Here is a 26,226-nt window from a genome sequence, read left to right on the forward strand (position 1 = left end):
GTCCCGCTGACGATTTGCACAAAAAGGCGGATGCCTGACGCTATACTTTGCTACTGCACTGCAACAACAACTGGCAAACGAGCGCTGGCTCATCGTACCCTTCAATGAACACACATCATGCTCTTCCCGCAGGGTTTGTACTGCGCGACCATCCCAGCGACTTCATGGATCTCTGCGGCCCCTTCTACGATCACATCGTGGATGGGCAGCTTGAAGCCCTGGCCGTCCAGGTCCAGGAAAAACATCGCAATCTGCGGGCAATCGGCCATGGCGGCTTTCTCATGACCGTCGCCGACAGCGCGCTGGGCGATGCGGTGGCGCAACACTACGACGGGCAGGGCCTGGTTACCGTCAGCCTCTCCAGCGATTTCTACAAACCGGCGCAGGTCGGAGACTGGATCATCGCACGCTGCGACGTGCAGCGCGCCGGGCGCCGTATTGCGTACGCCGAGTGTTTTCTGTATATCAATGACGAAAAGGTGTTCAGAGCAAGCGGGGTGTTCGCCGTCGTGCAATCGCAGGGCCGCCGCTAAGGCCCGCGGCGCTTGCGCATAATCCACCCCATCCTGCAGCACCGCGGCGCTGTTGTGCGCAACTGCCTGATAGATCAAGCCGCCGGCTCCGGCAATTCCCTGGCACCGCAGCGTGTTGGCTAGGTTGCGAACCGCAGTGGTGGTCGGCGACCATCCCCGTACCTGCTGGAAAAACACTGGGGAGGAAAAAGACAGTCGTGTAGGCGGAAAAGTGCGATGATGTGCTGAACCTCCCGACAGGCGCGATAATACCGTTCAATTGCCACAAGAATGACCGCGACCCGAGATGCAGCCGCGGCAACCCACACAGGAGACATCCATGAACCGCAAACATCTCACCGCCCTGCTGTCCGCCCTGGCGCTGGCCGCGCCACTGCACGCACACGCCGCCACAGCGGATCCCATCAAGATAGGCGTACTCACCGACATGTCGGGTGTGGTATCCGACGCGACGGGCAAGGGCTCGGTCGAGGCCGCGCGCATAGCCGTGGAAGAAGCGGGCGGCAGCGTATTGGGGCATCCGATAGAGGTTATTTTTGGCGATCACCAGCACAAACCGGACGTTGGCAGCGCCATCGCGCGCAAATGGTTCGATGTCGACGGCGTGGACGCCATTGTGGACCTGCCCAACTCGTCCGTCGCGCTGGCTGTCCAGAATATTGCCCGCGAGAAGAAAAAGATCGTATTGGTGTCCAGCGCAGGAACCACTGCGCTCTCGCAAGCAAAGTGCTCTCCCTACACTGTGCAATGGACCTACACCACCTATGCGCTGGCGCGGGGTACCGCTAGCGCGGTGGTCAAAAGCGGCAAGAAAACCTGGTTCATTCTTGCATCGGACTACGCATTCGGAAAACAGTTGGCCAAGGACACACAGGATGTCGTGCAGGCCAATGGCGGCGAAGTGCTGGACACCATCTACCATCCCCTCAATACGGCCGATTTTTCCTCCTTCCTGCTTCAGGCTCAGTCCTCGGGCGCACAGGTCATTGCCCTGGCCAATGCCGGCGGCGACACCATCAATGCCATCAAGCAGGCCGGCGAATTCGGCATAGGCACGGGCGAGCAGAAAATGGCGGCCATGCTGCTCATGATTACCGACGTGCACAGCCTTGGCCTGGAAAGCGCCCAAGGCACTTATCTGACGGTGCCTTCCTACTGGGACATGAATGATGGCGCGCGTGCCTTCACCAAAAAATTCCAGGAACGCCTGGGCAAGGCACCCACCTTCCTTCAGGAAGGGGTCTATGGCTCGGTGCGGCATTATCTCCAGGCGGTCAAGGCGGCCGGCACCGACGATGCCGATGCGGTAATGGCCAAGTTCCGCTCGCTGCCGATCGACGATGCGTTCAGCCAGAACGCCCATGTCCGTCCCGATGGTCTGGTGGAGCGGGACATGCTGCTTGCACAGGTCAAGTCGCCCAAGGCATCCAAGCGTGAATGGGACGACTACGACATCGTCGCCACGATTCCGGGCAAGGACCTCGTCTGGCCGCTGGCTGAAAGCCAGTGCCCGCTGGTGAAGAAATAAATGCGTGACGCAATGACCGGCATCGCGCGATTCGGCAGTTTCTACGCGGGAGGGCGCCGCCTCGTGGTGGAGGGGCGCCCGACGCGTACAATTTCTTTCACCGATACCGCCAGCATGACGTACGATCCCAACGGCCTCTATCATATTGAACAGGCCTATGTGCAGTACTTCGTGCCCGAGCAGCCGAACGGCGGACTGCCTGTTGTGTTCCTCCATGGCGGCGGCATGACAGGCGCAATGTGGGAACAGACACCCGACGGCCGCGCGGGCTGGGCACAGCATTTCGTGAAAGCGGGCTTCACCGTGAATGTGGTCGATAATGTGGAGCGTGGTCGCGCAGGCTGGACGCCGTTCGAAGATGTGTGGCCAGGGCCGCCCATCGTGCGCAACACCCAGGAAGCATGGGGTCTTTTCCGTATCGGCGCTGCGGAATGCTTTCCTCAACGGCAGCCCTTCGCCGGACAGCGGTTTCCGGTCGACTGCCTGGATGAATTGGCCATGGGCGCCGTGCCGCGCTGGTTGTCCAACAATCCGGCGGCGATTCAGGCCTTCGGCGCCGTGCTGGACCGCGTCGGACCCTGCGCCGTGGTGTCACACAGCCACGGCGGCTATATAGCGCTCCAGGCGGCCAGCACCCGCCCGGACATCGTCCGGGCCATGGTGCTGCTGGAGCCGTCGGGGTTTCTTTCCGGAGACGCACTGCGCGCCATGGATGGCACCGAATTTCTGTTCGTATACGGCGACAACCTGGACGCGACGCCCTTGTGGTGCGACCTCATGCGGGAAGCGGCGGCATTCAGGCATGAGCTGGAGCGGGCCGGTGCGAGAGTGGATTGGTGGGAAATGGCCCGGCGCGGCGTACGCGGCAACTCCCATTTGCTGATGATGGACGACAACAGCGACGCTATTGCCGGCGATATTGCAACCTGGCTGCTGCGCGCGGCGAAGGCGGACTGAATACCCGACTTCGCCGCGGACGGACGCGGCGCGTCTGGCTTGCCGCGTCAACGCGACCGCGGAAGCTGCAGCAGATCTTCCAACGCCAGCCCCTTTTCACGCAGCGCCGCCTCCAGCAGAGGCTGCAGCCGCCCGAAACACGCCTGAACGGTCTCTCGCACCGTATCGACCACGACCTGGGTGCTGCGGTCTATCTCCACGTTGAGTAGATCACCGGCCTGCTTCTGCTCGAATACAGTTGCGCGGCGGGTTTCGGGTATGAGCCACACATCGAACCAGCCCTCTTCGCGATCGACCTCGGCCACCGTCAGACTGGCGCCGTTCACCGCGATATAACCCTTGCTGAAGACATACTTGCGGAAATCGGGCGGAATGCCCAGGCGCAGGACACGATTGTTGTCCATAACGCGTACATCGAGAACCGGGGCACGAAAATCGACATGCCCCGACAGAGGATGCCCTCCAATCTCGGCGCCATCGCGCGCCGCGCGCTCGACGTTCACCTGGCCGCCTTCGGCATAGCCGCCAAGCGTGGTCAGGTCCAGGCTCTTGAGCATGATGTCAAAGCTTGCCGATGTCGGGGAAAGAATGCGCGTCACGGTGAGGCAAACGCCATCCACAGAAACGCTGGCGCCGACTTCAAGCCCGTCACAGAAACCAGGCGGAAAGACAAGATCGAAGGCGCGCAGCCCCTGCTGGTCCTGGATGGCCTCAATCGCCGCAATGCCCTGGATTATTCCCGTAAACATACGCTTACTCTCTGATCAATTGAAGCTGGTTCAGGGAGGCGATCGTTGCGGCGCAAGCCTGCGCGGCTTCCCTGCCCTTGAGTTGAAAATGCTCGAAAAAGAACCGGTGCAGCGTTTCGCCCTCAAACCGTTCCTGTGGTGTCAGCACGCAGGATAACACCGGCACACGCGTTTCCAGTTGTACCTGCATCAAGCCCGATATAACTGCATGTGCCACAAACTCGTGCCGGTAGATGCCGCCATCGACCACCAGCGCGCCAGCCACGATTGCCGCATAGCGTCCACTTTCGGCAAGAAGGCGGGCATGGAGAGGAATTTCGAACGCGCCGGGTACATCGACGACATCTATCGAGGAGGCATCATGGCCGAGCATCGCCATTTCATCAATAAAGGCAAGCCGGGCCTGAGCCACGATGTCGCCATGCCAGCCCGCCTGGACGAAGGCAATGCGTTTGGCCTGGCCGGCAGGATCCTGTGGAGGTGTTCGGGTAAGCATGATGGACTCCTGTTTTCGTGAATATAAAAACAGGGCATGGACAGACAGGAAAACGTACCTGGAAACGCGGCCATGCAGATGCAGCCGACCGGCATGCACATGCGGCGAGGAACCCGGCGATATCCCGCTCTCGCTTTATCCGGACTATGACCGTCGGCCCTGGAATCGCACCAGGTCTGCTGACCCCGTCAGGCATGATGATATGCGCGGACAGGCGCTCGCGGGCTAGGCGCATTGCACGCCACTACCGCCGGTGGGGAATTGCACCCCGCCCTGAGAACGCGCGGACAGTACGGCTGATGGGCCTGACGCCCGCGCTGGCACTATAGCATAGGCCGTGTGCGAGCCTGCCAGACAGGCAGGCGTTACAATCAGTCGGTTTGCATCCCTTGTTCCCATGCCCCCGGCAAGCAGGCTTTCGCAGGCAACAACCTCTTGCACCGGCGCGGCCGTATACCCATGAGTCTTGAATCCGTCCGGCAGTTTCTTAAACAGCACGCCCCCGATATCGATATCATCGAAACCGACGACAGTACCGCCACGGTAAGTCTGGCGGCCGAAGTGCATGGCGTGGAACCTGGCCAGATAGCCAAGACACTTTCACTTCGCGCCGGAGACAGGGCGGTGCTGGTCGTAACGCGCGGCGATGTGCGGCTGGACAACAGAAAACTGCGCCAGGCCTTCGGGAGCAAGGTGAAAATGCTGGATGCCGAGACTGTCCTCACGCTGACCGGCCACCCGGTCGGAGGCGTCTGTCCGTTCGGGCTCGCCACCGCGCTGCCGGTGTACTGCGACATTTCCTTGCGCGAGTACGACATCGTCATGCCGGCCGCAGGCTCGGCCAACTCCACGGTGAAGATCAATCCGACGCGTCTTGTGGATTTGGTGCGGGGGCAATGGGTCGATGTATCCCAGCCGGCCGCGACGACCGTCAGCGCAGGCGCCGGGGGCTCACCGCCTCGGCCGTGACACCGAACCGCGCCAACGACTCGGGCACGGGCTGCCCAAGCAACAGGGCCGCCGCCAGTTCAGACGCTCCCGCCGCAGTCTGTATGCCATATCCGCCCTGGCCCGCCAGCCAGAAATAGCCAGGCACTCCCTCTTCCCAGCCGATGACGAACTCATGGTCGGGCGCGAACGAACGCAGACCCGCCCATGTATGCGTAGGGCGGCGTATGCGCAGCGTCGTCGAAGACTCGATACGATAGATGCCTGTGGCAATGTCGAGCTCCTCCGGCACAACATCGTGGGGCGAAACCGGATCCGCATTCGCGGGCGAACCCAGCATGGCGCCAGCGTCCGGCTTGAAATAAAACGTTTCGGCGATGTCGGACACGACCGGCCAACCAGCGCTGTCGTATTCATCCGGCGCGGGGAAAATGAATGCGGCGCGCCGCATGGGCTGAATGCCGATAGGCGCCACGCCGCATAGCTGCGCCACGGGGTCGGCCCAGGCGCCCGCCGCATTCACCAGCGTGCGGGCACATAGCGTTTCTCCGCCGCTGACTTGCAGCCGCCAGGCAGCCTGCTCGCGACGTGCGCCGCACAGCTGCGACTTGCACTGGAGCACGGCGCCATGGCGCGCCATACCCCGCAAAAATCCCTGGTGCAGCGTATGCACGTCCATGTCGCTGGCCACCGGATCAAGAAGTGCACCGGAAAGCTTGCCGGGCAGCAGGCACGGCACCATGGCAACGGCCTGTTGCGCGTTCAAGGCCTCGCAGTCCAGCCCCTGCCGCTCAAACTCACGCTGCTCCGCTGCAAGCCTGTCCTCCTGCCCCGGCTCGGCAATGTAAAGAACACCGCGCGGAGACAGTATGGGATGCTCCGCAAAACCTTCCGGCGGGCTCAGGTAGAAGTCGCGGCTGGCGCGGGTCATCGCACGGATCTGAGGCGTACCGTAGGTTTCGATGAAAATGGCCGCCGATCTTCCTGTCGTGTGATAGCCGGGTTGCGCCTCCTGCTCCAGCACGACAACCGACGCCCCCTGCAGCCCAAGCCGATAAGCCACCGACGCCCCCGCCATGCCTGCACCGACAACTGCAAAATCAAATACGGGGTCGAGGGCCATGCCTGCTGTCTCCTTTGGTCTGTTATAGGCCGTCCTTCAAAAGTGGCCACTGGTGTGAACCATTATGGCATGGGGCGCCGCGAAGGCCGAGCAGGCGTCCTCGACGTCTCCTGGCCGCGGCCTCGTGATTTGACCAGTGTCCTGGACGCCGCCAGCACCGCGTCCGTGAGCGCATCCATGGCCTGCGATCCCGTGCGCCAATGTTGCCAGTACAGCGGCACGTCCTCGTGTGCGTGCATGCGTAGCGGCATCAGGCTGCCCTCGTCCAGCAAATGCTTGACCAGCGGCACGGGATTCATGGTCCACCCCAGCCCATCCAGCGTGGCCTGCACGAATGCGCGCGATGAAGGCAGCCACCAGACAGGCGGTTGCCAGGGCGTGTCACCCATGATGCGGCGGGCGAATCGGGCTTGCAGATCGTCCTTGCGATTGAATACCAGCACCGGCGCCGATGCCAGGCTGCGCTTGCCGACCCCCTGTGCAAAATGGCGCGCGTGAAACTCGGGCGAGCAGGTTGCCACATAACGCATGCTGCCCAATACATGAATGCGGCAACCCTGCACCGCATCGGACAGCGTGGTGACTGCGCCTAGCACGTCGCCCCGGCGCAGGAGATCAGCCGTATGATCCTGATCCTCCGACTGCATGTCCAGTGTGATCTGGCTGCGCTGGGCAAAGTGCCGCGCCGCATGCATGAACCAGGTTTCAAGGCTGTCGTGATTAACCGCCACCGCAATGCTGGACGGCACGGCACTGCCGTCCAATCCCAGCATACCCAGGGCATCGTGCTCAAGCAATGCGGTCTGCTCCGCGAGTCGCACAAGTATCATGCCGTCGGCGGTGGCCCGCACCGGCGCGGTCCGCAAGACCAACAGCCGCCCCATGCGTTCCTCCAGCGATTTGATGCGTTGGGATATGGCCGACGGCGTGACATTGAGCGCGGCGGCTGCGCGCTCAAAGCTGCCTTCCCTGACCACGGCGGCCAGCGCGCGCAGATTTCCATGCTCCAGTTTCATTTTTAGATTTCCTTAACTGGATTTAAATAAATTAGCTTTATTTTATATCCCCGCGACGCCACAATACCGTCCTGTTTCCCCCTTTCATCCGTCTTTACCTGGATAATCCATGTTCGGCGTCGCCACACTTCCTTCCCTCTTCACAGCTTGGGCCAGCGGCACGGCAACCGGCCTTGGCCTATTTGCCGTCGTGGGCGCCCAGACCGCCTTCATCCTGCGCCAAGGATTGATGCGGGCCTATCTTCCCAGCATCCTCATGCTGTGCGCTCTGCTGGACGGCATATTCATCTTTGTCAGCGTCTGGGGTCTGCAAGCAGCAACACGTCATGTTCCATGGCTGGGCGCGATTATTCTGTGGCCAGGCATCGCCTTTCTTGCCTGGTACGGATTTCAAGCGGGCAGGCGCGCGCTGAAGCCCGGCAGCGGGCTGGCAGCCAGCCGCGCGGCAGCCTCTTCGCGCCGAGCCGCCCTGCTCAGCGCCGCCGGCTTCACGTTGTTGAATCCCCATTTCTGGCTGGACATGATGCTTGTCGGATCGCTGGCGCACGGCTTCGCCGACGCCCGCCTGGGTTTCGCAGCCGGCGCACTGTCGGCCAGCGTCATCTGGCTGTCGGTGCTGGGCCTGGGCGCGCGCCTGCTCGCACCTCTGTTCGCCAATCCGCGCGCCTGGCGGGTGCTCGATGGCGCCGTGGCCATCGTGATGGTGCTGCTGGCCGTAGGCCTGGCCTGGAAAGGAATCTGATGCGGCGTACACGCGCCCAGTGGGCATGGGCGTTGAAGCCGTCGCCGCTTGCCTGGCTCAGGCGCCCGCCAATTGTTCCAGCTGTCGCAGCGAGGCCGCCTGAAAAGGCATGAGCCGAGCGCAATTGGCCAATTCCCGGGCAACCCGGATGCGCTCACTGGCATCCAGATCAGCCGAGTGACCCGTGACCACAATGCAGCCCAGGGCCCGGCCCTGGTCATTGTGGAAGTTCGCAGCCATGGCGGTCAGCCCGTCATAAAACTCGTCGCATACGCTGATGACACCCAGTGTGGCCGCCTCTTCCATGTTGCGCTGAAAGTCACGCCATGTGCACAATGTGTGCTCTGTATAGGCTTTGTAGGGCTCTGAGCCCAGTACTTCGCGGCGCTTCTGCGCCGGCATGGACAACAGAAGCGCCTTGCCCGGCCCCGAGGCATGCAGTGGCCCTCTAAGCCAGCTTTCATAATAGGGGCTCAACGAGCCGTGCACCTGCAGCACATCAAGAACCACACGCTGCAGGCCAAAGTACACCACCAGAACAACGGTTTGCGAGATGCGCACGGCCATGTCACGCAGCATGGGCGCAGCCTCGCGGCGCAGCTGCTCAAGCGGATGGAGCAGCGGCAACGGTCGCAGTGCTTTCGGAGAAGGCATATAGCGCTTTCCATCGGCCAGGCGCAGCACCTGTGCCTCGGACTCCAGTACCCGCAGTATGCGCAAAATGGTGCTTTGATCCAGCCGGACCCGTGCCGCGATCTCCATCAGGGACAAAGGCTGGCTGGAAGCAAGAAGGACGTCCATGATGGCAAGTCCGCGCGCCAGCGTGCCGGACGGCGAGGCGACACGTGGGTTTGGCCGGACGGTATCGTCTTTGTCGATGGATGCTGCCGTATTGCGCTTAGCCATGTTCTACCGGATGCATGAAATGCCAGTATTCTAAAGCTTGGAGAATTTCTTCAGCGCTTTCGTGAAACTCAGCCCCGCCCGTATTTCCTTGATGGCCTGGCTATCCTGCTCGGCCAATTCCCATGCGCGGGCGGCCACTTCCTCGGCCCTGGCCAGCGGCACCCGCACCACGCCGGTGGAATCACCCACGATGATATCCCCCGGCGCAATGGCCACGCCGTCAATTTTCACGACCGTGTTGATTTCGATGACCTTGACACGGGTCTTGGCCGACAGGGGCACGACATGGCGGGAGAATGCGGCGAATCCCAGCGCCATGATCTCGTCCACATCGCGTATGCCGCCATCGACCAGCAGCCCCGCCGCGCCATTGCGGGCGGCGGCCTCCGACGCAACCCCGCCCCATGTGGAAACCTGCTGGCCGCCATTGTCGATGACCACGACATCCAGCGGCTGGATGCCGTCCACCACGGCCCCCAGGCCAAATTCTTCGGGCCGGTAGGTGTGCTGAGCGCCGGTCACCTCCTTGACCGTCAGCGCCGCTCCGGCAAAAGACATGCCGGTCCCGACAGGCTTGATGTTGAGAATAATGCCTCCAAGGCCCAGGTCGTCCAGCACATTGCCGATGGTGCTGGTCTCAAGCCCATTGAAGCGCGCAATCAGCGCCGCGGAAACAGGAGGCCGCGTTCCCGTATGTATGCTCATGTCTTCTCCTTGGGTCGGACTGCGTTCCGGCTTTCCCCGGACTCGGCAGCCTGGTTCGCATCAGGGCTGGCCCGGCGATGTGTACGATGTCTTGACGATGGTATAGAACTCGGCGGCATATCGGCCCTGCTCGCGCGGGCCATATGAGGACGCCTTGCGGCCGCCGAAGGGAAGGTGGAAATCAAGGCCGCTGGTGCCCTGGTTCACCTTGACGATACCGGCTTCGCTGTTGCGCTTGAAGTGGCTGGCATACTTCAGGCTGGTCGTGCAAATGCCGGCGGAAAGTCCAAATTCGGTATCATTGGCCACCGCAAGCGCTTCCTCGTAGTCCTTTACCTTGAGCACGGTGGCCACCGGGCCGAATATCTCCTCACGGGCAATCCGCATCCCGGGCTCGACGTCCGTGAACAAGGCCGGCTGCAAATAGAAGCCTGGCGTGGGTCGCTGCAGCCTGTCGCCACCCCATGCCAGCCTGGCATTTTCCCGCTGCCCGATATCCAGATAGGACAGGTCGATATCCAGCTGCCTCTGATCCACCACCGGTCCGATATGATTTTCCGGATCAAGCGCATGGCCGATTCTGAGCGATTTCAGGCGTTGAATGACGGCATTCACAAAGCGGTCATGAATCGGCGCTGTGACAATCAAGCGCGACGAGGCTGTGCAACGCTGGCCGGCACTGTAGAACGCGCCATTCACCGCGCATTCGACGGCATTGTCCAGATCTGCGTCGTCCAGCACGACCAGGGGGTTCTTGCCGCCCATTTCCAGCTGCATGCGCTTCATGGTCGGGCCTGCAACACAGGCCGCCGCGATAGCGCGGCCTGTCGGCACGGAACCGGTGAACGTCATGGCGTCGACGTCCTCGTGCTCTGCGAATACCGCGCCCACCTTGCTGCCGCTGCCCATGACAAGATTGAGGACACCCCTGGGAACGCCCGCGCGGTGCAGGATGTCGGTCAGCGCCCATGCGCAGCCGGGCACCAGTTCCGCCGGCTTGAACACAACGCAGTTGCCATACGCCAGCGCCGCGCCGATTTTCCATGCAGGGATGGCAATGGGAAAGTTCCATGGCGTGATCACGGCGACCACTCCCAGCGGTTCACGCGTCACTTCGGCGTCGCTGCCCGCCGCAAGGCCCTGAATACGCTCGCCACCGATGCGCAGCGATTCACCAGCCATGAAGGCGAGTACCTGACCGGCGCGCCGAGCCTCGCCAACCCCCTCCACCAATGTCTTGCCCTCTTCACGGGCAAGCAGACGGCCCAGATCATCGGCCCGGGCGAGAACCTCCGCCGATGCGCGCATGAGCATGTCGTGCCGGTCGAGCGGCACCGAGCGCGCCCAGGCGGGAAAGGCCCGCCTCGCCGCTTCGATGGCGCGAACCGCATCATCCCGGCCGCCTCGCGCATATCTGCCCACTACATCGTCTGTATCGGATGGATTGATGTTGACATTGACCTCCGGCGTCGACACCCATTCGCCGTCGATCAGATTTCCATATTGGCTGGTCATATCAGGCACTCCTTGTCCTTGCTCCCGGACCTCATCGTCCGGCGGCAATGGCTGCTTCGCGCACGCTGCTGAGCGTGTAGGAAGGGTTGATGGTTTCAGCGTCGATCAGGCAATGAATGATGGATGGCTTGCCCGATGCCAGCGCCCGTTCGAAGGCGCCGGGGAACTCGTCGGTCTTGACCACCCGTTCGCCGTGCCCGCCGAATGCGTGGGCATACGCTGCAAAATCGGGGTTGCGCAGGCTGGTCGCCACTTCGCGGCCCGGGTATTCGCGCTCCTGATGCATTCGTATCGTACCCAGCATGCCGTTGTCCACGATGATGATCATGACCGCCAGCCCGTACTGCACGGCGGTGGCGAATTCCTGCCCGTGCATGAGAAAGCATCCATCGCCGGCAAAGGCGATGACCGTGCGTTCAGGCATCAACCGCTTCGCCCCCACCGCCGCCGGCACGCCATAACCCATGGAACCCGAAGTCGGAGCCAACTGCGTGCCAAAGTGGCGAAACTTATGGAAGCGGTGCACCCAGGTTGCGTAATTGCCCGCGCCATTGCAGATAATGGCATCCTTCGGCAGCCGCTCATTGAGATAGCTCATGACCTCCGCCATCTGCAGCGTGCCCGGCGAGGAAATGCAGCTGGTGTCGCTCCATGACAGCCACGCCTCGCGGCCTGCCTGCCGATATTGCGAACGCGAAGCCAGCTTCGGCAAATCCATGGCCTTCACCGCATCGACAAAGGCCTGCGGCGCGGCATTGATGGCCAGCGTTGGCTCGTATACGCGCCCAAGCTCCGCCGCATCGGGATGCACATGCACCAGCGTCTGCTGCGGCACAGGAATATCGAGCAGTGTGTAGCCTTGACTGGGCACTTCCGACATGCGGCTGCCCAACAGCACAATCAGGTCGGCCTGTTTCACCAGCTCGACCAGCCTGGGGTTGGGGCCAAAACCGAGATCGCCCACATAGCAGGGGTGGTCCACAGGGAAAAGCATCTGGCGGCGCAACGATACAGCCACAGGCATGTCCCACCGACCAACCGTTTCTGCGAAGCGCGCGACGGTTTCTTCGTTCCAGCGCGATCCGCCAAGCACAATAAGGGGATGCTCGGCATGTGCCAGCAGATCCTGCAACTGGCGGATCTGGTCCGGTCCCGGAAAAGACGCCACAGGCACAGCCGGTCGGGCATCGCCCACAACCGCCGACTCAACCAACATGTCCTCCGGAAGGCCGATGACAACAGGGCCGGGCCGTCCCGAAATGCACAAGTGCACAGCACGCGAGACGATTTCAGGTATACGGGCCGCACTGTCGATCTCGGTGGCCCATTTGGCCATGGGTCGAAAGACGGCCCGGTAATCCAGCTCCTGAAGCGCTTCGCGCTCTCGTACGCCACGCTGCACCTGTCCCACAAAGACGAGCAAGGGTGTGGAATCGTGTGATGCAACATGCACGCCCGGCGTGGCGTTGGTGGCGCCCGGCGCGCGCGTGACAAAGCACGCGGCGGGCTTGCCGGTAAGTTTGCCATGCGCCTCGGCCATCATGGCGGCACCGCCCTCCTGGCGGCACACGGTGACATTGATACCCGAGTCATACAGCGCATCGAGCACCGCGAGATAGCTTTCGCCCGGAACGCAGAAGACATGATCCACGCCGTGTATGCGAAGCTGGTCGACCAGTATCTGGCCGCCGGTGCGTGGCAGGTTTTGATTTTGACGCATGCTGGCTCCTCTCCCTGTCGCCTCATGCCATCTCCAGGGAAAAGCCCCTGAAGCAAGCATTCCATTTCCGTGTTGACAGCACTTCATATTGAACGCCTAAATTTCATTATTTGCAATTTATTTTTTATTTATTGATTTTTTGATTTTATTTTTTATAAAAAAGCGCAAGCATTCTGAATGGCACTTCACTGTAAATGCCGTTCATTCTCGGAAATGGGGACAGGCAGCCCAGGCCCGGCTGCCTGTTGGCCGCTATTGCAGGTCGAAAAGCTGGCTGGCCACCTGCAGGAAGTTGCGCAGCGCCGGTGTTTCGACATCGGGACGCCAGGTCAGGGAAATGCCGATCGAGGCGCTCTCGGGAAAATCGGCCAGCGCCTTGTACGTAATTTTTTCGCTGTTGAGACGCCGGTTGATCGATGGCACGAGCGCAATGCCAAGACCGGCCTCCACCAGACTCAACACGGTTTGCACCTGGACCGCCTCTTGTGCCAGGCGCGGCGTGAACCCCCGCAACTGACAGGCGTGAATCGAAGCCATGCGCAACCCCGCCGCGTCTGACTGCGTGTAGAGAATAAAGCCCTCCTCCGACAAGTCCTGGAGGCGAACGGGATTGACCTTGGCCAGGGGATGGGCGCTCGGCACGGCGAGAATGAAAGGCTCGGTCTGCAAGGGCAGCAGGCGTGTACCCGCATGTGATGACACGGGCACCCGAACCACACCCACATCCAGCGTATCGTCTTCCAGGCCTTGCATGATGCGCACGGAGGTCGCTTCCCGCAACACGAGCTGCACGCCAGGATGCCGGCTGCGAAAGGCGGTCACTATGCGCGGCAGGATGTAGTGCGTGGCCGAGCCAACGAAACCGACCCGCAATACCCCGCCATCGCCAGTCGACGCAGCCCGCGCAGCCTCGTTGAACTGATTGGCGTGAAACAGGGCGCGCCGCGCGTCGGCAAGCGCCGCCTCGCCGCTGGGGGTGAGACGGACACCGTCCTTGCCGCGCACAAACAGATCGACTCCCAGCTCCGATTCCAGCTTGCGTATGGACACCGAAAGCGGGGGCTGCGACATGTGCAGCCGCTCGGCGGCGCGACGGAAATTAAGGGTTTCCGCAAGCACGACAAATTGCTGCAAATGACGGAAATCCATGGCCGCTCCTCATACATAAAAAATATCGGTTATCGCAAGAATAATATTGGAACCGAAAACATAGAGCCTATACCATGTAGCGTCAAGCAACCGAGGCTAACGCTATACGGGAGGAAGGAGACATGGATATTGGACTAAAGGGAAAGTGGGCGCTTGTGTGCGGGGCCAGCAAGGGCCTGGGTTATGCATGCGCGGCGGCCCTGGCGGAAGAAGGCGCTCATCTGGTCATGGTTTCGCGTACCAGCGGCCCACTGCAGGAGAGCGCCAGGCGAATTGCGCAGGAAACCGGCGTTCAAGCCGTACCCGTGGCGGCAGACATCAGTACGCCTGAAGGCCGCGCCATGGCGCTGCGGGCCTGCCCGCAGGTGGATATCTTGATTACCAATGCAGGCGGCCCCAAGGCCGGCGACTTCCGCGAGCTGACACCGGACGACTGGCAGGCGGCGCTGCAGGCCAATATGCTCGCGCCCATCGAACTCATCAAGGCCACTGTAAACGACATGATTGCACGGAAATTTGGCCGCATCGTGAACATCACATCAGCGGCGGTCAAGTCACCGGTGGATATCCTGTGCCTGTCGAATGGCGCGCGCGCGGGTCTCACGGGCTTTGCCGCAGGCGTGGCACGCCAGCTTGCTCCGCACAACGTAACGCTGAACAACCTGCTTCCCGGAAAGTTCGACACAGATCGTCTGCGGGCGAACAATGCCGTACGCGCCGAGCGCGCAGGCGTGCCGCTGGAAGCGGAAACACGGCGCCAGGCCGACGCAATTCCCGCAGGCCGCTTTGGTGTACCCGCTGAGTTCGGCCACGCCTGTGCATTTCTTTGCAGCGCCCATGCTGGCTACATCACCGGTCAGAACCTGCTGATCGATGGCGGCGCATACCCGGGCCTGCTTTAGCGAGCCGGTTTGTCGAACCGCCATCCGGCGCGAAGGTCCTGGCTGGCGCCCAGGCGGTCAATCGCCGGGTATCAGGATGGTCGAACCGGTAGTCTGGCGGGACTCCAGCAGGGCGTGGGCCCGCACGGCTTCGCGCAAAGGCATGCGATGGGAGATATTGGGTTTGATGGCGCCCTGCCGCATGGCATCGAACAGGTCGGTAGCAGCCGCCTCGAGCTTTTCGTGCGTGTCAAGGTAAGCGGTGATTCCCGGCCGGGTCACATACAGCGATTTCTTTTGCAGGGCGGACAGGCTCACACCCTGAACAGGTCCCGACGCGCTGCCGAAGTTGACCATCAGGCCGCGCGGCTGCAGGCAGGCGAGTGAAGCTTCCCAGGTGGCCTGACCGACACCGTCGTATACCACCGGCACGCCCTGCCCATCGGTAAGATCCATGACGCGCTCAACGACGTCTTCACGGGAATAGTCTATGGTCTCCCACGCGCCGTTCTCCCGCGCCAGTGCCGCCTTTTCAGGGCTGGACGCGGTGCCGATGAGTTTGACGCCAAGATGGCGCGCCCATTGGCAGGCGATCTGCCCAACACCTCCCGCCGCGGCATGAAAAAGAATGGTCTCTCCCGGCTGAACCCGATAAGTCTGGCGCAGCAGATATTGCGAGGTCAGGCCTTTCATCATGACTGCAGCGGCTTCCTCGAAACCGATGGCATCCGGCAGCTTCACCAGCGCGGCCGCGGAAAGCGTACGCCGACGCGCGTAGGCGCCCACCGCGCTCATGGCATAGGCGACACGATCTCCGGGCATTAGAAAATCCACGCCTGGGCCCACGGCCTGCACCGTGCCAGCGCCCTCGACGCCTATGCCGTGCGGCAGCCTGCCCGGATACAAACCGCTGCGATGGTAGACATCGATAAAATTCACGCCCATGGCATGATTGACTATGGTGACCTCGCCTTTTGCAGGTTCGGGCACATCCACTTCCCGCCATTGCATGACACCGGCCGCGCCATGCTCGGTCACGATGATGGCTTCGCTCCGCTCTCTCGCCATTTATCCACTCCCTTGTTTCGATGCCGCTTTGCACACACAGGCAGCGGCGACCCCGTATCAATCGAGCCTTTTGCCGACGAACCGTCCAAGCTGTATTGGGTCCAGATAATCCGCATTCAAGTTTTCAATTTGCCCACATCCCAGCAAGGCCAGATTGCGATCGATCTCGGCATGCAGAATATCCAGCACCTTGCCAGCCCCCGCCTCGCCCGCCACGGCGGCGCCATACAATGCCGGACGTCCAATGAACACCATATTCGCCCCGAGGGCGACAGCTTTCAGGACGTCGGTTCCACGACGAATACCGCCATCCAGCATGACGGCAAAGTCATCCGGAACGCTGTCCCGGATGGCGGGCAGCGCCGTAAGCGGCGCCATGGCGCCGTCCAGTTGGCGTCCTCCGTGATTGGAGACGATGATGCCGTCCATGCCGCAGCGCACCGCCATCTGCGCATCCCGCGGATGCACAATGCCCTTGACCACCAACTTGCCCTGCCAATGATCGCGCAGCCACCGCATATGCTCCCAGGTGAGCAAATCCCTGCCCCCGCGAAAGCCATGTGCGGGCTCCGCTGTGATGGCCGGCCCCGGCTCCTCATAGAGATTCATGAAGCGCGGGATGCCGTCCTTGAACAGGGTAGGAAAGAAAACCTCCATGGACCACCGTGGGTGGCGCAGCCCATCCAGGAGCAGGGACCCGCTGGGCCGGAACGGAATCGTGAAGCCATTGCGCTGATTGTTTTCACGGTTTGCCGCCACCGGCGTATCGCTGGTCACCACAAGCACCTCGATGCCAGCCCGCTTGAGTCGCTCGATGATGCGCTGCAGCCTCTGCGTATCCCCCGGAAAATAACCCTGATACCAAGCCCCACCCGGGTCGGCCTGGATCTCCTCAAGCGCAACGCATGAGGCGCCGCTAATCACATACGGCAGGCCGCGACTGCGTGCAGCCCGCGCCAGCGCCATGTCGCAGCGCCGGCGGCAGATGGCCGTCACGCCCATGGGTGCGATACCCACCGGCGACGGATACGCCATGCCCCACAGCGAGACCGACTGGCTGCGTCCGGCGACACCCGCCAGCCCCCGCGGTCGCATGGGCAGCGCATCGAAGCATGCGCGATTGGCCCTGACCGATAATCCATCCTCCGTGCCGCCCACGACATACTCAAAGACTGCATGCGGCAGCCTGCGCCGCGCGGCAGCCTCGAAGTCCGCGAGGGAAAGAAAGGCATCCAAGTTCCTCATCGGCTGACTCCACGCATCATTCAGCAATCCCGCGCAGCGGGAAACAGGGCTGAGCACAGAAAAGACAGCGCTGACGTTTCGGACGCGAGCAAGGCCTCGCCGACTTGATGGTCCCAGTGGGCCTCGGCACCGCCCGAAAGGCGCCATTCCCGCAAGCGGCGCGTGTAAAGCTGCAGATCGTATTCTTCGGTAATGCCGATGGCGCCATGGACCGCATGGCTTATATCCGCCACGATCGCCGCGGCTTCGCTGGCTCGGCCTTTGCCGACAGCCGCCAGCAGGGGCTGAGGTATCCAGTCCGATGACTGGCAGGCCATGCCGGCTGCGATGCGCGCCACGAGCGCGCGCTCTGCCATCACAGCAAGCTGGCTCTGAATCGCCTGGAATTTTCCAATGGGTTTGCCAAACTGTGTACGCTGGTCCGCGTAGTCCAGCGTCATGCTGACCACGCGATCCGTTGCGCCCGCAATCAGCGCGGCATGGGCCGCTGCCGATACCGCGGCAATATCGGCCTGCGCCGGCCCTGAAATAATGCTTTCCAGCGGCAGTGCGTTCCACACCAGCAAGTGGCGAATGCCGCCGCGGGCGGTTGCACCCTCGCGCGTTGCCGCGGCAACAGGCAGCAGCACCGACCGGTCTTCCATAGTGGTCAATACCCAGTCCGCGCTGGCGCCGTAGGGTACAAGGGCACTGAACGTCGCCGCCTCCCAGAGCAGGCCGTCCGAAGGCAACAGCGTAATGGGCCCTTCAGGAATGTCCTGACCTGCGCTGGCGAGGCACGCGCGCGCCAACACGGTGTGGGCAAAGGGCAAGGGCAAGGCGTGCCGTCCCGCCGACATGAACAGCGGGAATGCGTCGGCCAGCCCCAGACCCGCGCCGCCGCGCTCTTCCGGAACCAGCACATCCAGAAATCCGGACGCCTCTATCGGCGCCCACAAGGCAGCTGGGTCTCCGCCCTCCTCCACCGTACGCACAGCGGCGGGGGAGGAGACTTGCGCCAGCAGGCGTTCAAAAGAATCAGCAAGCAGGTTTTCCATGTATCCGTTCCTCAACGCAGGCCGAGACCGCGGGCAATGATGCCGCGCAGAATCTCACGTGTGCCGCCGCGCAGCGAAAATGACGGCGCAAGCTGCTCCAGGTAAGCCAGCGTGCGCATCAGCGTGATGTCCCGGCAGGCGTGGGGGTCATTGGCGACGGCATCGCCAATCAAACGCGGTATTGCCTGCTCGATTTCCGTGCCCAGGTCCTTGACCAGGGTTGCCTGCATGGCCGGGCTCTCTCCCCTTGCCAACTGGCCGGCCAGGGAAATGGACAAAGCCCGCAGCACCGCCAGTGAGGATACGATGCGGCCCAGCGTAACGCTGGACAATGCGCCGGCTTCGCCGCGTCGGCGGCAGTAGCGCAGCCATGATTCCACCAGCACCATGCTCGAATACAGCCGCTCGGGGCCGCTGCGCTCAAAGGCGAGCTCCGCATTGACCTGAGCCCAGCCATCGCCTTCCTCGCCGACAAGCGCGTCCGGGCTCAACTGCACATTCTCGAAAAAAACTTCCGAGAAATGCGCGTCGCCCGACAGGTCCCGAATCGGGCGGATATCAACGCCGGGCAGAGTCAGGTCCACGATGACTTGCGATAATCCCTTGTAGCGGTCCGCCGGCTCGCCCGAGGTCCTGACCAACGCGATCATAAAGTGAGACCGGGGCGCATTCGTTGTCCAGATCTTGCTGCCATTAAGCAGCCAGCCCTTGTCGTTGTGAACCGCCCGTGTGCGGATGCTGGCAAGATCGGAACCCGACCCCGGCTCGCTCATGCCTATACAGAAGAATGCCTCGGCGCGGCAAATACGCGGCAAATAGTAGGATTTCTGTTGTTCCGTTCCGTACTTCAGTATGAGAGGTCCGCTTTGCCGGTCGGCAATCCAATGCGCCGACACCGGCGCGCCGGCCCCCAGCAGTTCCTCGGAAATGACGTACCGCGCGAAAGCGCCCTTTTCCGCGCCGCCGTAATGCCTTGGCAAAGACAGGCCCAGCCAGCCCCTGTCCGCAAGCTTGCGGCTGAATGCCGCATCGAAGCCCAACCATGATCGAGCGCGCACGTCGTCAGGTATATCCTTCAGTGTTTCATCAAGAAACCTGCGCACTTCCGTCCGCAGCGCCTCGTCTTCTTCGGGTATCCAGGTCAGGGGCAGGGTGTCCAGCATGATGGCGGCTTTCGCGCCGCGCACCGGCCGCTTGCGCAACATTGCGTGCGGCCCGCGCGTCGCTTGATTAAAGGCTTTACTATCGCTGCATGAGGCTTTAGCTGTCTAATATTATTTTTCTCGCGAACGATATGTTAACGGTATCGGCGAGGCGCCATAGCATTTGTGTATGGACGGGGCCGAAAAAAATATTGGCCATGCGACGGGTGTGCCGCTATGCTGGCCGCAGCATGCCTCGCCCCACAGGGCGACTGCCATCTCCAAATCCAACAGCGCGCGAGCGTTCAACGCCGCAACGCCAAGCCGAGGTATCCATGAGCAGTATCTTGCAAACAGAACAGGACGATCACGGCATCGTCACCCTGACCCTGAATGATCCGGACACACGCAATGCCCTCACCGGCAATAGCATGGTGGACGACTTGCTGGCCGAACTCGAGCGCCTGCAACGCGATCCATCGGTACGTGTCCTGATCCTGACCGGTGCCGGCAAGGTGTTCTCGTCGGGCGGCAATATCAAGGAAATGGGACGCCAAATCGAACCCGACGTGAAAGTGGAAACGCTGCGTCACGCTTATCAGTTCGGCATCCAACGCCTGCCCTTGGCCTTGCAGAACATAGAGATCCCCACCATCGCCGCGGTCAATGGCCCCGCCATAGGTGCGGGATGCGATCTGGCATGCATGTGTGATATCCGCATTGCCGCCGATACGGCCTTTTTTGCCGAAAGCTTCGTCAAGATGGGCCTGGTTGCCGGCGATGGCGGCGCGTGGCTGCTGCCGCGCGCAGTCGGGATGTCGCGCGCCGCGGAAATGACTTTTACCGGCGATGCCATCGATGCCCAGCAGGCATTGGCTTGGGGGCTGGTATCGCGGGTCAGCCCGGCCGCACAACTGCGCGAGGACAGCCTGGCGCTGGCGCGCCGTATTGCCGTCAACCCGCCCGAGGCCGTCCGAATGAGCAAGCGCCTGCTGCGCGAGGCCCAGCTTGGCCGATTGGACACAGTCCTTGAAATGGCTGCCGGCTTTCAAGCCATTGCCCACAAGACACCGGGACACGCGCAGGCAGTGCACGATTTCCTGAACCGCCGCGCAAACAAGAAAAAATAGGGATCACCGCCCGACTGCTTCCCGCCTCATCTTCGCTACTTCACATACTGGGGCAGAAAGAGCGCAATCTGCGGCCACCACACCAGTATGGCGATCAACACGATATCCGAGGCGATAAACCAGGTGACGCCACCGAATATCTTGGAAAGAGGCACCTTGTTGCCCAATATCTCCTTGATCACAAAGACATTCAGTCCCACCGGTGGCGTGATCAACCCCACTTCCAGGAATTTGACCAGCAGGATGCCGAACCAGACCAGATTGGCGCCCTGGTTCTCCAGGATGGGAAGGACGATGGGCAGAGTCAGCAGCATGCATCCCAACGGGTCGAGAAACATACCGAGGAATAGATAGAGCGCCGCTATACCTATCATCAGAACCAGCGGACTGACATGCATGGACGCAATATGCTGCGACAGGAAATCGGGCAGGCCCGTCATGGCCAGGAAGCGCGTCAGCAAGGCCGCGCCTATGGCAATGAAAAAGATGGAGGCCGTGCCCCTTATGGTTTCCACCGTGGCCTGCTTGATGACGCTCCACGTCAATGCGCGCTTTAGCAGAGCGATGATGCAGGACAGGAACGCGCCGACCGCGCCCGCTTCGGTCGGTGTGAATATGCCTGAAAAAAGGCCGCCGAACACGCCTATCACCAACAGCATGAACGGCCATATTTCCAGCAGCGAACGCATCCGGACCGACATGGGTGGCGTCTGCGCCAGCCTGGGCGCAATCGACGGCGTGATGGTCACGCGCGTAGCAATCACAATGGAATAGAAGATGGCCGTGAGAATCCCCGGGATCACACCCGCAATGAACAGTTGCCCTATGGAGACCTCCGCAAAGACGCCATAGACAATCATGATGATGCTGGGCGGAATCATGGACCCGATGGTGCCCGCCGCGGCAACAATTCCGGCGGAGAAACCAGGGTTGTAGCCCAGCCTCATCATTTCAGGAACCGCGATGCGCCCCATGGCCGCCGCCGCGGCCATGCTCGAGCCCGTCACGGCGGCAAAGCCCGCCGCACCCGACACCGATGCGATGCCCAGGCCACCCGGCAGGCGGCCAAGCCATAGCTGCGCCGTTCGGAAAAGCGCTTCGGTGATACGGGAGTAATACGCCACATAGCCCATGAGCAGAAACATGGGAATGGAGCTGAGTGTCCAGTGAGCCGTGAACTCGTAGGGAACCTGGGAGAGCGTGCCCCATGCCGCCCGCGGACCCGCAAACAGCCAGATGCCGCCGAAGGCCACGCCGCCCAAGGCGACACCGACGGGTATGCGCAGCGCCAGCAGAACAATGACGACGACAAGGGATGCCAGCCCGAGGGAAATACCATCCATCATGTCATCCCCTCTTCACGCACGCTCTCCAGCAAATCTTCCTCGCCTTCGCTTTCGATGCCGTGGCGCACGACATTCACGGCCTTGGCCAGCAGTACAAGCGCAAGCAGGGCGAAGCCCACGACCGGCAGGAAGCGGGTCGGCCATATCGACACAATGATGTCGCTGCCGGCGTACGTGCCCGTGCGCATGGCCCGGACGGCAGGCTTCCATGCCGCATAGCCCGCGCATGCGCAGTAGGCCGCGCTCGCCAATAGCGCCATAGGCAGCACTACCGTGCGCAAGCGGCGGGACATCTTTCCATAGACCAGCTCGACATGGACGAGGCTAGCGCCCTTGCGCTCCAGGGCAGCCAGGGGAAGAAAAGCCACCGCGGTCATGTAGTAGTAGGACACCATCTCCATGGTGAGCGGCACGGGGTGGTTGAACACATACTTGCTGATGACATCAATGCTGACATGCAGCATCATGGCGACCAGGCATGCGCCGCCAACGAATATCATCCAGCGCTCAATGCGTCGGATAAGACTGTACATGGTGTCCTCTTTCCGGCTCAGCCGCTACATGCCGTAAGTAGATGGATCGATCTTGGCATAGATTTCCTTCTGCATGGCCTCGACCAGCTTGGCCTGGTCGCCGCCGGTCTCCTTCACGATGCCTTCCCACTTCTTGAGCAGTTCACGGTATTTGGCTATCCACTTCGGCGCATCGTCAATGTGATAGCGCGTCTTGGCGATTTCCGCCACCTTCTTCAAATCGGCTTCCACAAACTCGCTGCGTTGCTGCAATAGCGCCTCGCTCGGCTCGACCAGACTGACGCCATGTTCCTTGGCCTTGGCTTCCGCCGACTTGTCGCTATTCATGTAGGCGAAGGTCGTACCCATGGCGCCGACAGCCGAACCATCCAGCAGAATGCGCCGCTGCTCATCGGTCAGGTCCTGCCAGAACGCCTGGTTCATGGTAAAGAGCGACATGGCAGCGTAGGTGCCGAGCGGCAGCATGACATCGTACTTGGCTACGTCCCACAAGCTGTACGACTGCAGTGCCGATGGCGAGAACACCGCCACGTCCACGCCGCCTCGATCAAGCGCCTCGAACATCTCCGCCGCGGAAACATTCACCGACGTGCCGCCGACATAGCTTGTCCAGCGATCCCAAAGCGTACCCGCCGACCGGAACTTCTTGCCCTTCAAATCATCCGGGCCATTGATCGGTTCCTTGGAAATCAGGGTGTACGGTGTCGTCGAATAGCCCGATGTGAATACCAGCCCCTTGTCCAGAAAGTCCTTGCGGCAGGGTTCGCAATCCAGCGCCACCAGTTCGGCCACGGCGCCGGCCACCGCGGGCGGGTTGCTGGAGAGCATCGCCATATCGGATATCAGCTGGAAATAGGGAAATTCCGCCGGAAAGTAGGTGAGCGCAAGCACACCGATATCCGCAACCCCGTTTTCAACACCCGGCAGCGTGTCCTTGGCTCCCAGCAACGCGCCGCCACTCCAGAACTTGAAATCGATATCGCCGTTCGAGGCCTTCTTGACGTAGTCCATGAAGGGCTCGTAGCCGCCCACCACACCGGGGTGCTTGGGCGGATGCCAGCTGCTGGCCTTGATGACGGTTTTGGAAAACGCGGCGCCCGCGGCCATGACGAAAATGCCCGCAACCAGCGTCTTGAGGATAGTCTGGCACCTCATGTGTCGCCTCCTGTGATATTTATACTAGGGAAAACATAACACTATGTAATCGCATGCCGCCCTGTCTAATATTATTTTCAGCCTGCCTGATATAGCTTTGATATCATTGGTATAAACCCTTCCGACACGCCGGCGCGCCGCCAGCGGCGCAGCGAGACAGCAAAACCATCATTGGGCCATGAACAGGAAACTGACCAGCCAGGATATCGCCCGACTTGCAGGTGTGTCGCAGAGTACAGTTTCGCGCGTCATCCGCCGTCTGCCCAACGTGGATGACAAAACGCGTGAGCATGTGCTGTCTGTCATTGCGCAGCACGGCTATGCCCCGAGCGCTGCCGCGCGCTCCATGAAAACCCGAAGCAACGGATCCGTAGCGGTCGTCGTTGCCGATCTCGCCAATCCGCTCTACCCCACCCTGCTCCATTTGCTGGTCGGCGAGCTGGCGCAGCGCGGGCTGCGCACCACCGTATGGGAGACGCCGGGACAACTGGACGCCGTAACGGCTCAAGCCATCGCGGAAAGCGCCGTGGATGGCGTGATTTTCGCCACCGCCATCGATGCCACGCTGTTGCACCATGAAGCCATTGCCGTCAGCAAACCCGCCATTCTGATGAACCGCAGCCTGTCCACCTCCCTCTTCGATGCCGTCATCAGCGACAATGAAGCGGGTGGGGCACTGGTGGCGCGCTACTTTCTGAAAGCAGCACGGCGCCGTATCGGTCTTATTTCAGGCCACTCCGAGGCCAGCACCATCAAGGCGCGCGTGGCGGGCTTTCTGCGGGAAGTCGAGCGATGTGGCGGCGCTGCACTGCTTCGCTCCACTTGCGAATTCGAGGACTTCAACTACGAGAACGGCTACAAGGCGGGACGGGCGCTTCTCCAGCGCCACGCCGATATCGACGCGCTGTTCTGCACCAACGATATACTGGCGATCGGCGCGCTAGACGGCGCGCGCTCCACGGGCCGCCGGATCCCCGAAGACATGTGGGTAGTCGGCTACGATGACATCCCCATGGCTGGCTGGGACGCCATCAGTCTGACGACCGTGCGCCAGCCCTTGGAAACCATGACGTCGCTGGCGGTCGAACGGCTGTGCCAGCGCATGCGCGATCCCGATCTGCCGACACGCACTATACGACTCACCAATACGCTTGTCACCCGGCGCTCCGCGCAATGACGGAGCGCCGTCCGTGCACCGTCACCCAGCCAGCATGGACTTGAAGGTGACATAGGATCCCCACAGCGCCAGCAGAGTCAGGAACACCAGCACGGCAGTATGCACCATGTTGCCTGCGCGCTCACCCATGAGATCCTTGCGGTTGATCAGCACGATCAGACCAATGGACACCAGGGGCATCAAGACGATTTGCGCGGCATTGACGAAAACCGTCAGCCAGATGAACCCAGGCATGCCCGGAATGGCCCACACAATGGGCAATATCGCCACGAGAAAATAGGCCCAGCGAAAAAGTGGATCTTTGCTGGGGCTGTCTCGGTACCGCTCGCCGCGCTCCGGCGACATGCTGTACAGGCAATCCATCGCCATCTTGGGAAAGCCGTGCGCATAGCCAATCACCGAACTGAAACATGCACAGAGCACGCCAAGATAAATGATGACCTCGCCCACGCGGCCAGCCACCTGCCCCAGGAGTTGCGCCAGATCATTGAAGTCGCTGATCACAATGCCGCGCGGATGCAGGACCTCGGCCCCCATGACCCAGACAGCCAAATCCAGCACTATGATGACCACGATCCCGAACAGCAAATCAAATCGCTGCACCTTTCGATGTTCAGGCCTTATGTAGCCCTTCTCTTTCATGAAGGTAGGGTAAAGCAGGTTGGCAAGCGAGCCGCCCACGGCGCCGATCAATGAAACGACGATCAGCACGGCGCCAAACGACCCCACCTGATCCGGCACATCGAATGCCAGTGTTCCGGCAACGATCGCGCCGACATCCGGCTTGGCCATGATGGCGCCGCCTATCAGGCTCACGGCAAGGACGGCAAGAATCAGCTTCTCCACGTTTTCCAGATAGCGATAGATCGCTTTGCCGGTAATCAGCACCGCCGCGGCCACCGTCACGACGCTCCAGATCAGCGTCGAGCCGACACCGGTCAGATGAAAAAGCGCCTCTCCGGATCCCCGGATGGTGTAGGACTCGTAGAAGTGTCCAAGCGCAACGCCGCCGACACCCAGCAGCCATGGATAATAGCGCCAGACGCGCCGGTAGCCTTCAAAGACACTGTGGCCTTCGACATTCATCAATTGATAGTTGGCGATGATGCTGACAAGAAAATAGCGCACCAGCAGAGCCAGGGCCAAGCCCCACATTAATGCGTAGCCGTAATGCGCCCCCGCAACCGCGTTGTCCACCAGGTCGCCCGCGCCTAGCCATGTCAGCACCAGCACGATACCCGGCCCAAAGGACTTTACATAGCCCCAGAATGTGGTGGGAATCGCGGCGCCCTGTGTTGCCGCGCTAATCGCGCCGGGATCGGCGGGCGACGGCGCGACAGCCGCGGGCCTGCCTGATGTAGGGTCAGCACTCATATTGTCTCTTCCTTGTGGCGGTTATGAACTTGTATTTACCCGCTTGCCGTC

General features: G+C 61.6%; 25 protein-coding genes and 1 riboswitch. Of the genes, 8 read left to right on the forward strand and 17 right to left on the reverse strand.

Going from position 1 to position 26,226, the window contains the following annotated elements:
- Positions 1 to 104 precede the first annotated feature (104 nt).
- The 3 genes from ERD78_RS03935 (at position 105) to ERD78_RS03945 (ending at position 3,018) form a co-directional block, all read left to right on the forward strand.
- Positions 105 to 533, forward strand: coding sequence for a PaaI family thioesterase (locus ERD78_RS03935; protein WP_129967930.1), 429 nt, complete (start codon positions 105 to 107; stop codon positions 531 to 533).
- 319 nt (positions 534 to 852) lie between these two features.
- Entirely contained in the window at positions 853 to 2,061 is a 1,209-nt protein-coding gene (locus tag ERD78_RS03940) for an ABC transporter substrate-binding protein (RefSeq protein ID WP_129967931.1), read from the forward strand.
- Positions 2,062 to 3,018 (forward strand): alpha/beta hydrolase family protein, encoded by a 957-nt coding sequence (locus tag ERD78_RS03945; protein WP_245152319.1) that lies wholly within the window; start codon positions 2,062 to 2,064, stop codon positions 3,016 to 3,018.
- Positions 3,019 to 3,065: 47 nt separating this feature from the next.
- Here the strand turns inward: ERD78_RS03945 and ERD78_RS03950 are convergent, their stop codons facing one another.
- Complete coding sequence (locus ERD78_RS03950) at positions 3,066 to 3,767, reverse strand: riboflavin synthase subunit alpha (protein WP_129967932.1); 702 nt, start codon at positions 3,765 to 3,767, stop codon at positions 3,066 to 3,068.
- A 4-nt stretch (positions 3,768 to 3,771) separates the two neighbouring features.
- Positions 3,772 to 4,263, reverse strand: coding sequence for a 6,7-dimethyl-8-ribityllumazine synthase (locus ERD78_RS03955; protein ID WP_129967933.1), 492 nt, complete (start codon positions 4,261 to 4,263; stop codon positions 3,772 to 3,774).
- A 122-nt stretch (positions 4,264 to 4,385) separates the two neighbouring features.
- A riboswitch (FMN riboswitch) is annotated at positions 4,386 to 4,548 on the reverse strand.
- A 174-nt stretch (positions 4,549 to 4,722) separates the two neighbouring features.
- Between ERD78_RS03955 and ERD78_RS03960 the strand changes: the two genes are divergently transcribed.
- Positions 4,723 to 5,232, forward strand: coding sequence for a YbaK/EbsC family protein (locus ERD78_RS03960; RefSeq protein WP_129967934.1), 510 nt, complete (start codon positions 4,723 to 4,725; stop codon positions 5,230 to 5,232).
- Here the strand turns inward: ERD78_RS03960 and ERD78_RS03965 are convergent.
- A complete protein-coding gene (locus tag ERD78_RS03965; protein WP_129967935.1) occupies positions 5,195 to 6,334 on the reverse strand; it encodes an NAD(P)/FAD-dependent oxidoreductase in 1,140 nt (379 codons plus the stop codon). The two genes, ERD78_RS03960 and ERD78_RS03965, sit on opposite strands and share 38 nt — an antisense overlap.
- Positions 6,335 to 6,396: 62 nt before the next feature.
- Entirely contained in the window at positions 6,397 to 7,350 is a 954-nt protein-coding gene (locus tag ERD78_RS03970) for a LysR family transcriptional regulator ArgP (protein WP_129967936.1), read from the reverse strand.
- Positions 7,351 to 7,459: 109 nt separating this feature from the next.
- On the opposite strand from ERD78_RS03970, the gene ERD78_RS03975 reads away from it, so the two are divergent.
- Positions 7,460 to 8,092 (forward strand): LysE/ArgO family amino acid transporter, encoded by a 633-nt coding sequence (locus tag ERD78_RS03975; RefSeq protein ID WP_129967937.1) that lies wholly within the window; start codon positions 7,460 to 7,462, stop codon positions 8,090 to 8,092.
- A gap of 57 nt (positions 8,093 to 8,149) precedes the next feature.
- Here ERD78_RS03975 and ERD78_RS03980 read toward each other — a convergent pair whose 3' ends face one another.
- From ERD78_RS03980 to ERD78_RS04000, 5 genes are all read right to left on the reverse strand, one after another.
- A complete protein-coding gene (locus tag ERD78_RS03980) occupies positions 8,150 to 8,998 on the reverse strand; it encodes an IclR family transcriptional regulator (RefSeq protein ID WP_129967938.1) in 849 nt (282 codons plus the stop codon).
- Positions 8,999 to 9,028: 30 nt separating this feature from the next.
- Entirely contained in the window at positions 9,029 to 9,703 is a 675-nt protein-coding gene (locus ERD78_RS03985) for an RraA family protein (RefSeq protein WP_129967939.1), read from the reverse strand.
- Positions 9,704 to 9,763: 60 nt separating this feature from the next.
- Positions 9,764 to 11,218, reverse strand: coding sequence for an aldehyde dehydrogenase family protein (locus ERD78_RS03990; protein WP_129967940.1), 1,455 nt, complete (start codon positions 11,216 to 11,218; stop codon positions 9,764 to 9,766).
- Between the two features lie 31 nt (positions 11,219 to 11,249).
- Positions 11,250 to 12,938, reverse strand: a complete 1,689-nt coding sequence (locus ERD78_RS03995; protein WP_129967941.1) for a thiamine pyrophosphate-binding protein — start codon at positions 12,936 to 12,938, stop codon at positions 11,250 to 11,252.
- A 252-nt stretch (positions 12,939 to 13,190) separates the two neighbouring features.
- Positions 13,191 to 14,087 (reverse strand): LysR substrate-binding domain-containing protein, encoded by an 897-nt coding sequence (locus ERD78_RS04000; protein WP_129967942.1) that lies wholly within the window; start codon positions 14,085 to 14,087, stop codon positions 13,191 to 13,193.
- 122 nt (positions 14,088 to 14,209) lie between these two features.
- On the opposite strand from ERD78_RS04000, the gene ERD78_RS04005 reads away from it, so the two are divergent.
- Positions 14,210 to 14,989 (forward strand): SDR family oxidoreductase, encoded by a 780-nt coding sequence (locus ERD78_RS04005; RefSeq protein WP_129967943.1) that lies wholly within the window; start codon positions 14,210 to 14,212, stop codon positions 14,987 to 14,989.
- A 57-nt stretch (positions 14,990 to 15,046) separates the two neighbouring features.
- Here the strand turns inward: ERD78_RS04005 and ERD78_RS04010 are convergent, their stop codons facing one another.
- The 4 genes from ERD78_RS04010 to ERD78_RS04025 are packed head-to-tail and all read right to left on the reverse strand — an operon-like array spanning position 15,047 to position 19,481.
- The gene (locus tag ERD78_RS04010; RefSeq protein WP_129967944.1) at positions 15,047 to 16,036 is read right to left on the reverse strand and encodes a quinone oxidoreductase family protein; all 990 of its coding nucleotides are present in this window, start codon (positions 16,034 to 16,036) and stop codon (positions 15,047 to 15,049) included.
- 57 nt (positions 16,037 to 16,093) lie between these two features.
- Complete coding sequence (locus ERD78_RS04015) at positions 16,094 to 17,281, reverse strand: alpha-hydroxy acid oxidase (protein ID WP_129967945.1); 1,188 nt, start codon at positions 17,279 to 17,281, stop codon at positions 16,094 to 16,096.
- 20 nt (positions 17,282 to 17,301) lie between these two features.
- A complete protein-coding gene (locus ERD78_RS04020) occupies positions 17,302 to 18,318 on the reverse strand; it encodes an acyl-CoA dehydrogenase family protein (protein ID WP_129967946.1) in 1,017 nt (338 codons plus the stop codon).
- A gap of 11 nt (positions 18,319 to 18,329) precedes the next feature.
- Positions 18,330 to 19,481 carry an acyl-CoA dehydrogenase family protein gene (locus ERD78_RS04025; RefSeq protein ID WP_129968340.1) on the reverse strand — a complete coding sequence of 384 codons (1,152 nt, stop codon included), beginning with the start codon at positions 19,479 to 19,481 and terminating at the stop codon, positions 18,330 to 18,332.
- Positions 19,482 to 19,795: 314 nt separating this feature from the next.
- Here ERD78_RS04025 and ERD78_RS04030 point away from each other — a divergent pair, with 314 nt between their 5' ends.
- On the forward strand, positions 19,796 to 20,590 hold the full coding sequence (locus ERD78_RS04030) for a crotonase/enoyl-CoA hydratase family protein (RefSeq protein WP_129967947.1): 795 nt from the start codon (positions 19,796 to 19,798) through the stop codon (positions 20,588 to 20,590).
- Between the two features lie 35 nt (positions 20,591 to 20,625).
- On the opposite strand, the gene ERD78_RS04035 is transcribed toward ERD78_RS04030, so the two are convergent.
- Genes ERD78_RS04035 through ERD78_RS04045 form a run of 3 tightly spaced genes read right to left on the reverse strand, consistent with a single transcriptional unit; the run spans position 20,626 to position 23,624 of the window.
- Positions 20,626 to 21,936, reverse strand: coding sequence for a TRAP transporter large permease (locus ERD78_RS04035; RefSeq protein ID WP_209019939.1), 1,311 nt, complete (start codon positions 21,934 to 21,936; stop codon positions 20,626 to 20,628).
- Positions 21,933 to 22,469 carry a TRAP transporter small permease subunit gene (locus ERD78_RS04040; RefSeq protein WP_129967948.1) on the reverse strand — a complete coding sequence of 179 codons (537 nt, stop codon included), beginning with the start codon at positions 22,467 to 22,469 and terminating at the stop codon, positions 21,933 to 21,935. Before ERD78_RS04040 ends, ERD78_RS04035 begins: the two co-directional genes overlap by 4 nt.
- 24 nt (positions 22,470 to 22,493) lie before the next feature.
- Positions 22,494 to 23,624, reverse strand: coding sequence for a C4-dicarboxylate TRAP transporter substrate-binding protein (locus ERD78_RS04045; protein WP_129967949.1), 1,131 nt, complete (start codon positions 23,622 to 23,624; stop codon positions 22,494 to 22,496).
- Between the two features lie 178 nt (positions 23,625 to 23,802).
- On the opposite strand from ERD78_RS04045, the gene ERD78_RS04050 reads away from it, so the two are divergent.
- Positions 23,803 to 24,801: a LacI family DNA-binding transcriptional regulator gene (locus ERD78_RS04050; RefSeq protein ID WP_129967950.1), complete on the forward strand. Its 999-nt coding sequence runs from the start codon at positions 23,803 to 23,805 to the stop codon at positions 24,799 to 24,801.
- 21 nt (positions 24,802 to 24,822) lie between these two features.
- Here ERD78_RS04050 and ERD78_RS04055 read toward each other — a convergent pair whose 3' ends face one another.
- On the reverse strand, positions 24,823 to 26,175 hold the full coding sequence (locus tag ERD78_RS04055) for an Nramp family divalent metal transporter (protein WP_129967951.1): 1,353 nt from the start codon (positions 26,173 to 26,175) through the stop codon (positions 24,823 to 24,825).
- Between the last annotated feature and the right edge of the window lie 51 nt (positions 26,176 to 26,226).

This window comes from Allopusillimonas soli (genome assembly GCF_004153445.1).
GTDB lineage: Bacteria > Pseudomonadota > Gammaproteobacteria > Burkholderiales > Burkholderiaceae_B > Allopusillimonas > Allopusillimonas soli.

Excerpts from the sequence above, each read along its gene's own strand:
- ERD78_RS04015 (WP_129967945.1), bottom strand. The coding sequence starts at position 17,281 with ATGAGGAACTTGGATGCCTTTCTTTCCCTCGCGGACTTCGAGGCTGCC.
- ERD78_RS04035 (WP_209019939.1), bottom strand. The coding sequence starts at position 21,936 with ATGATGGATGGTATTTCCCTCGGGCTGGCATCCCTTGTCGTCGTCATT.
- ERD78_RS03970 (WP_129967936.1), bottom strand. The coding sequence starts at position 7,350 with ATGAAACTGGAGCATGGAAATCTGCGCGCGCTGGCCGCCGTGGTCAGG.
- ERD78_RS03945 (WP_245152319.1), top strand. The coding sequence starts at position 2,062 with ATGCGTGACGCAATGACCGGCATCGCGCGATTCGGCAGTTTCTACGCG.
- ERD78_RS04050 (WP_129967950.1), top strand. The coding sequence starts at position 23,803 with ATGAACAGGAAACTGACCAGCCAGGATATCGCCCGACTTGCAGGTGTG.
- ERD78_RS04010 (WP_129967944.1), bottom strand. The coding sequence starts at position 16,036 with ATGGCGAGAGAGCGGAGCGAAGCCATCATCGTGACCGAGCATGGCGCG.
- ERD78_RS04040 (WP_129967948.1), bottom strand. The coding sequence starts at position 22,469 with ATGTACAGTCTTATCCGACGCATTGAGCGCTGGATGATATTCGTTGGC.
- ERD78_RS03965 (WP_129967935.1), bottom strand. The coding sequence starts at position 6,334 with ATGGCCCTCGACCCCGTATTTGATTTTGCAGTTGTCGGTGCAGGCATG.
- ERD78_RS03995 (WP_129967941.1), bottom strand. The coding sequence starts at position 12,938 with ATGCGTCAAAATCAAAACCTGCCACGCACCGGCGGCCAGATACTGGTC.
- ERD78_RS03975 (WP_129967937.1), top strand. The coding sequence starts at position 7,460 with ATGTTCGGCGTCGCCACACTTCCTTCCCTCTTCACAGCTTGGGCCAGC.
- ERD78_RS03955 (WP_129967933.1), bottom strand. The coding sequence starts at position 4,263 with ATGCTTACCCGAACACCTCCACAGGATCCTGCCGGCCAGGCCAAACGC.
- ERD78_RS04045 (WP_129967949.1), bottom strand. The coding sequence starts at position 23,624 with ATGAGGTGCCAGACTATCCTCAAGACGCTGGTTGCGGGCATTTTCGTC.
- ERD78_RS03980 (WP_129967938.1), bottom strand. The coding sequence starts at position 8,998 with ATGGCTAAGCGCAATACGGCAGCATCCATCGACAAAGACGATACCGTC.
- ERD78_RS04030 (WP_129967947.1), top strand. The coding sequence starts at position 19,796 with ATGAGCAGTATCTTGCAAACAGAACAGGACGATCACGGCATCGTCACC.
- ERD78_RS03950 (WP_129967932.1), bottom strand. The coding sequence starts at position 3,767 with ATGTTTACGGGAATAATCCAGGGCATTGCGGCGATTGAGGCCATCCAG.
- ERD78_RS04000 (WP_129967942.1), bottom strand. The coding sequence starts at position 14,087 with ATGGATTTCCGTCATTTGCAGCAATTTGTCGTGCTTGCGGAAACCCTT.
- ERD78_RS03940 (WP_129967931.1), top strand. The coding sequence starts at position 853 with ATGAACCGCAAACATCTCACCGCCCTGCTGTCCGCCCTGGCGCTGGCC.
- ERD78_RS03935 (WP_129967930.1), top strand. The coding sequence starts at position 105 with ATGAACACACATCATGCTCTTCCCGCAGGGTTTGTACTGCGCGACCAT.
- ERD78_RS03960 (WP_129967934.1), top strand. The coding sequence starts at position 4,723 with ATGAGTCTTGAATCCGTCCGGCAGTTTCTTAAACAGCACGCCCCCGAT.
- ERD78_RS04005 (WP_129967943.1), top strand. The coding sequence starts at position 14,210 with ATGGATATTGGACTAAAGGGAAAGTGGGCGCTTGTGTGCGGGGCCAGC.
- ERD78_RS04020 (WP_129967946.1), bottom strand. The coding sequence starts at position 18,318 with ATGGAAAACCTGCTTGCTGATTCTTTTGAACGCCTGCTGGCGCAAGTC.
- ERD78_RS03985 (WP_129967939.1), bottom strand. The coding sequence starts at position 9,703 with ATGAGCATACATACGGGAACGCGGCCTCCTGTTTCCGCGGCGCTGATT.
- ERD78_RS03990 (WP_129967940.1), bottom strand. The coding sequence starts at position 11,218 with ATGACCAGCCAATATGGAAATCTGATCGACGGCGAATGGGTGTCGACG.
- ERD78_RS04025 (WP_129968340.1), bottom strand. The coding sequence starts at position 19,481 with ATGCTGGACACCCTGCCCCTGACCTGGATACCCGAAGAAGACGAGGCG.
- ERD78_RS04055 (WP_129967951.1), bottom strand. The coding sequence starts at position 26,175 with ATGAGTGCTGACCCTACATCAGGCAGGCCCGCGGCTGTCGCGCCGTCG.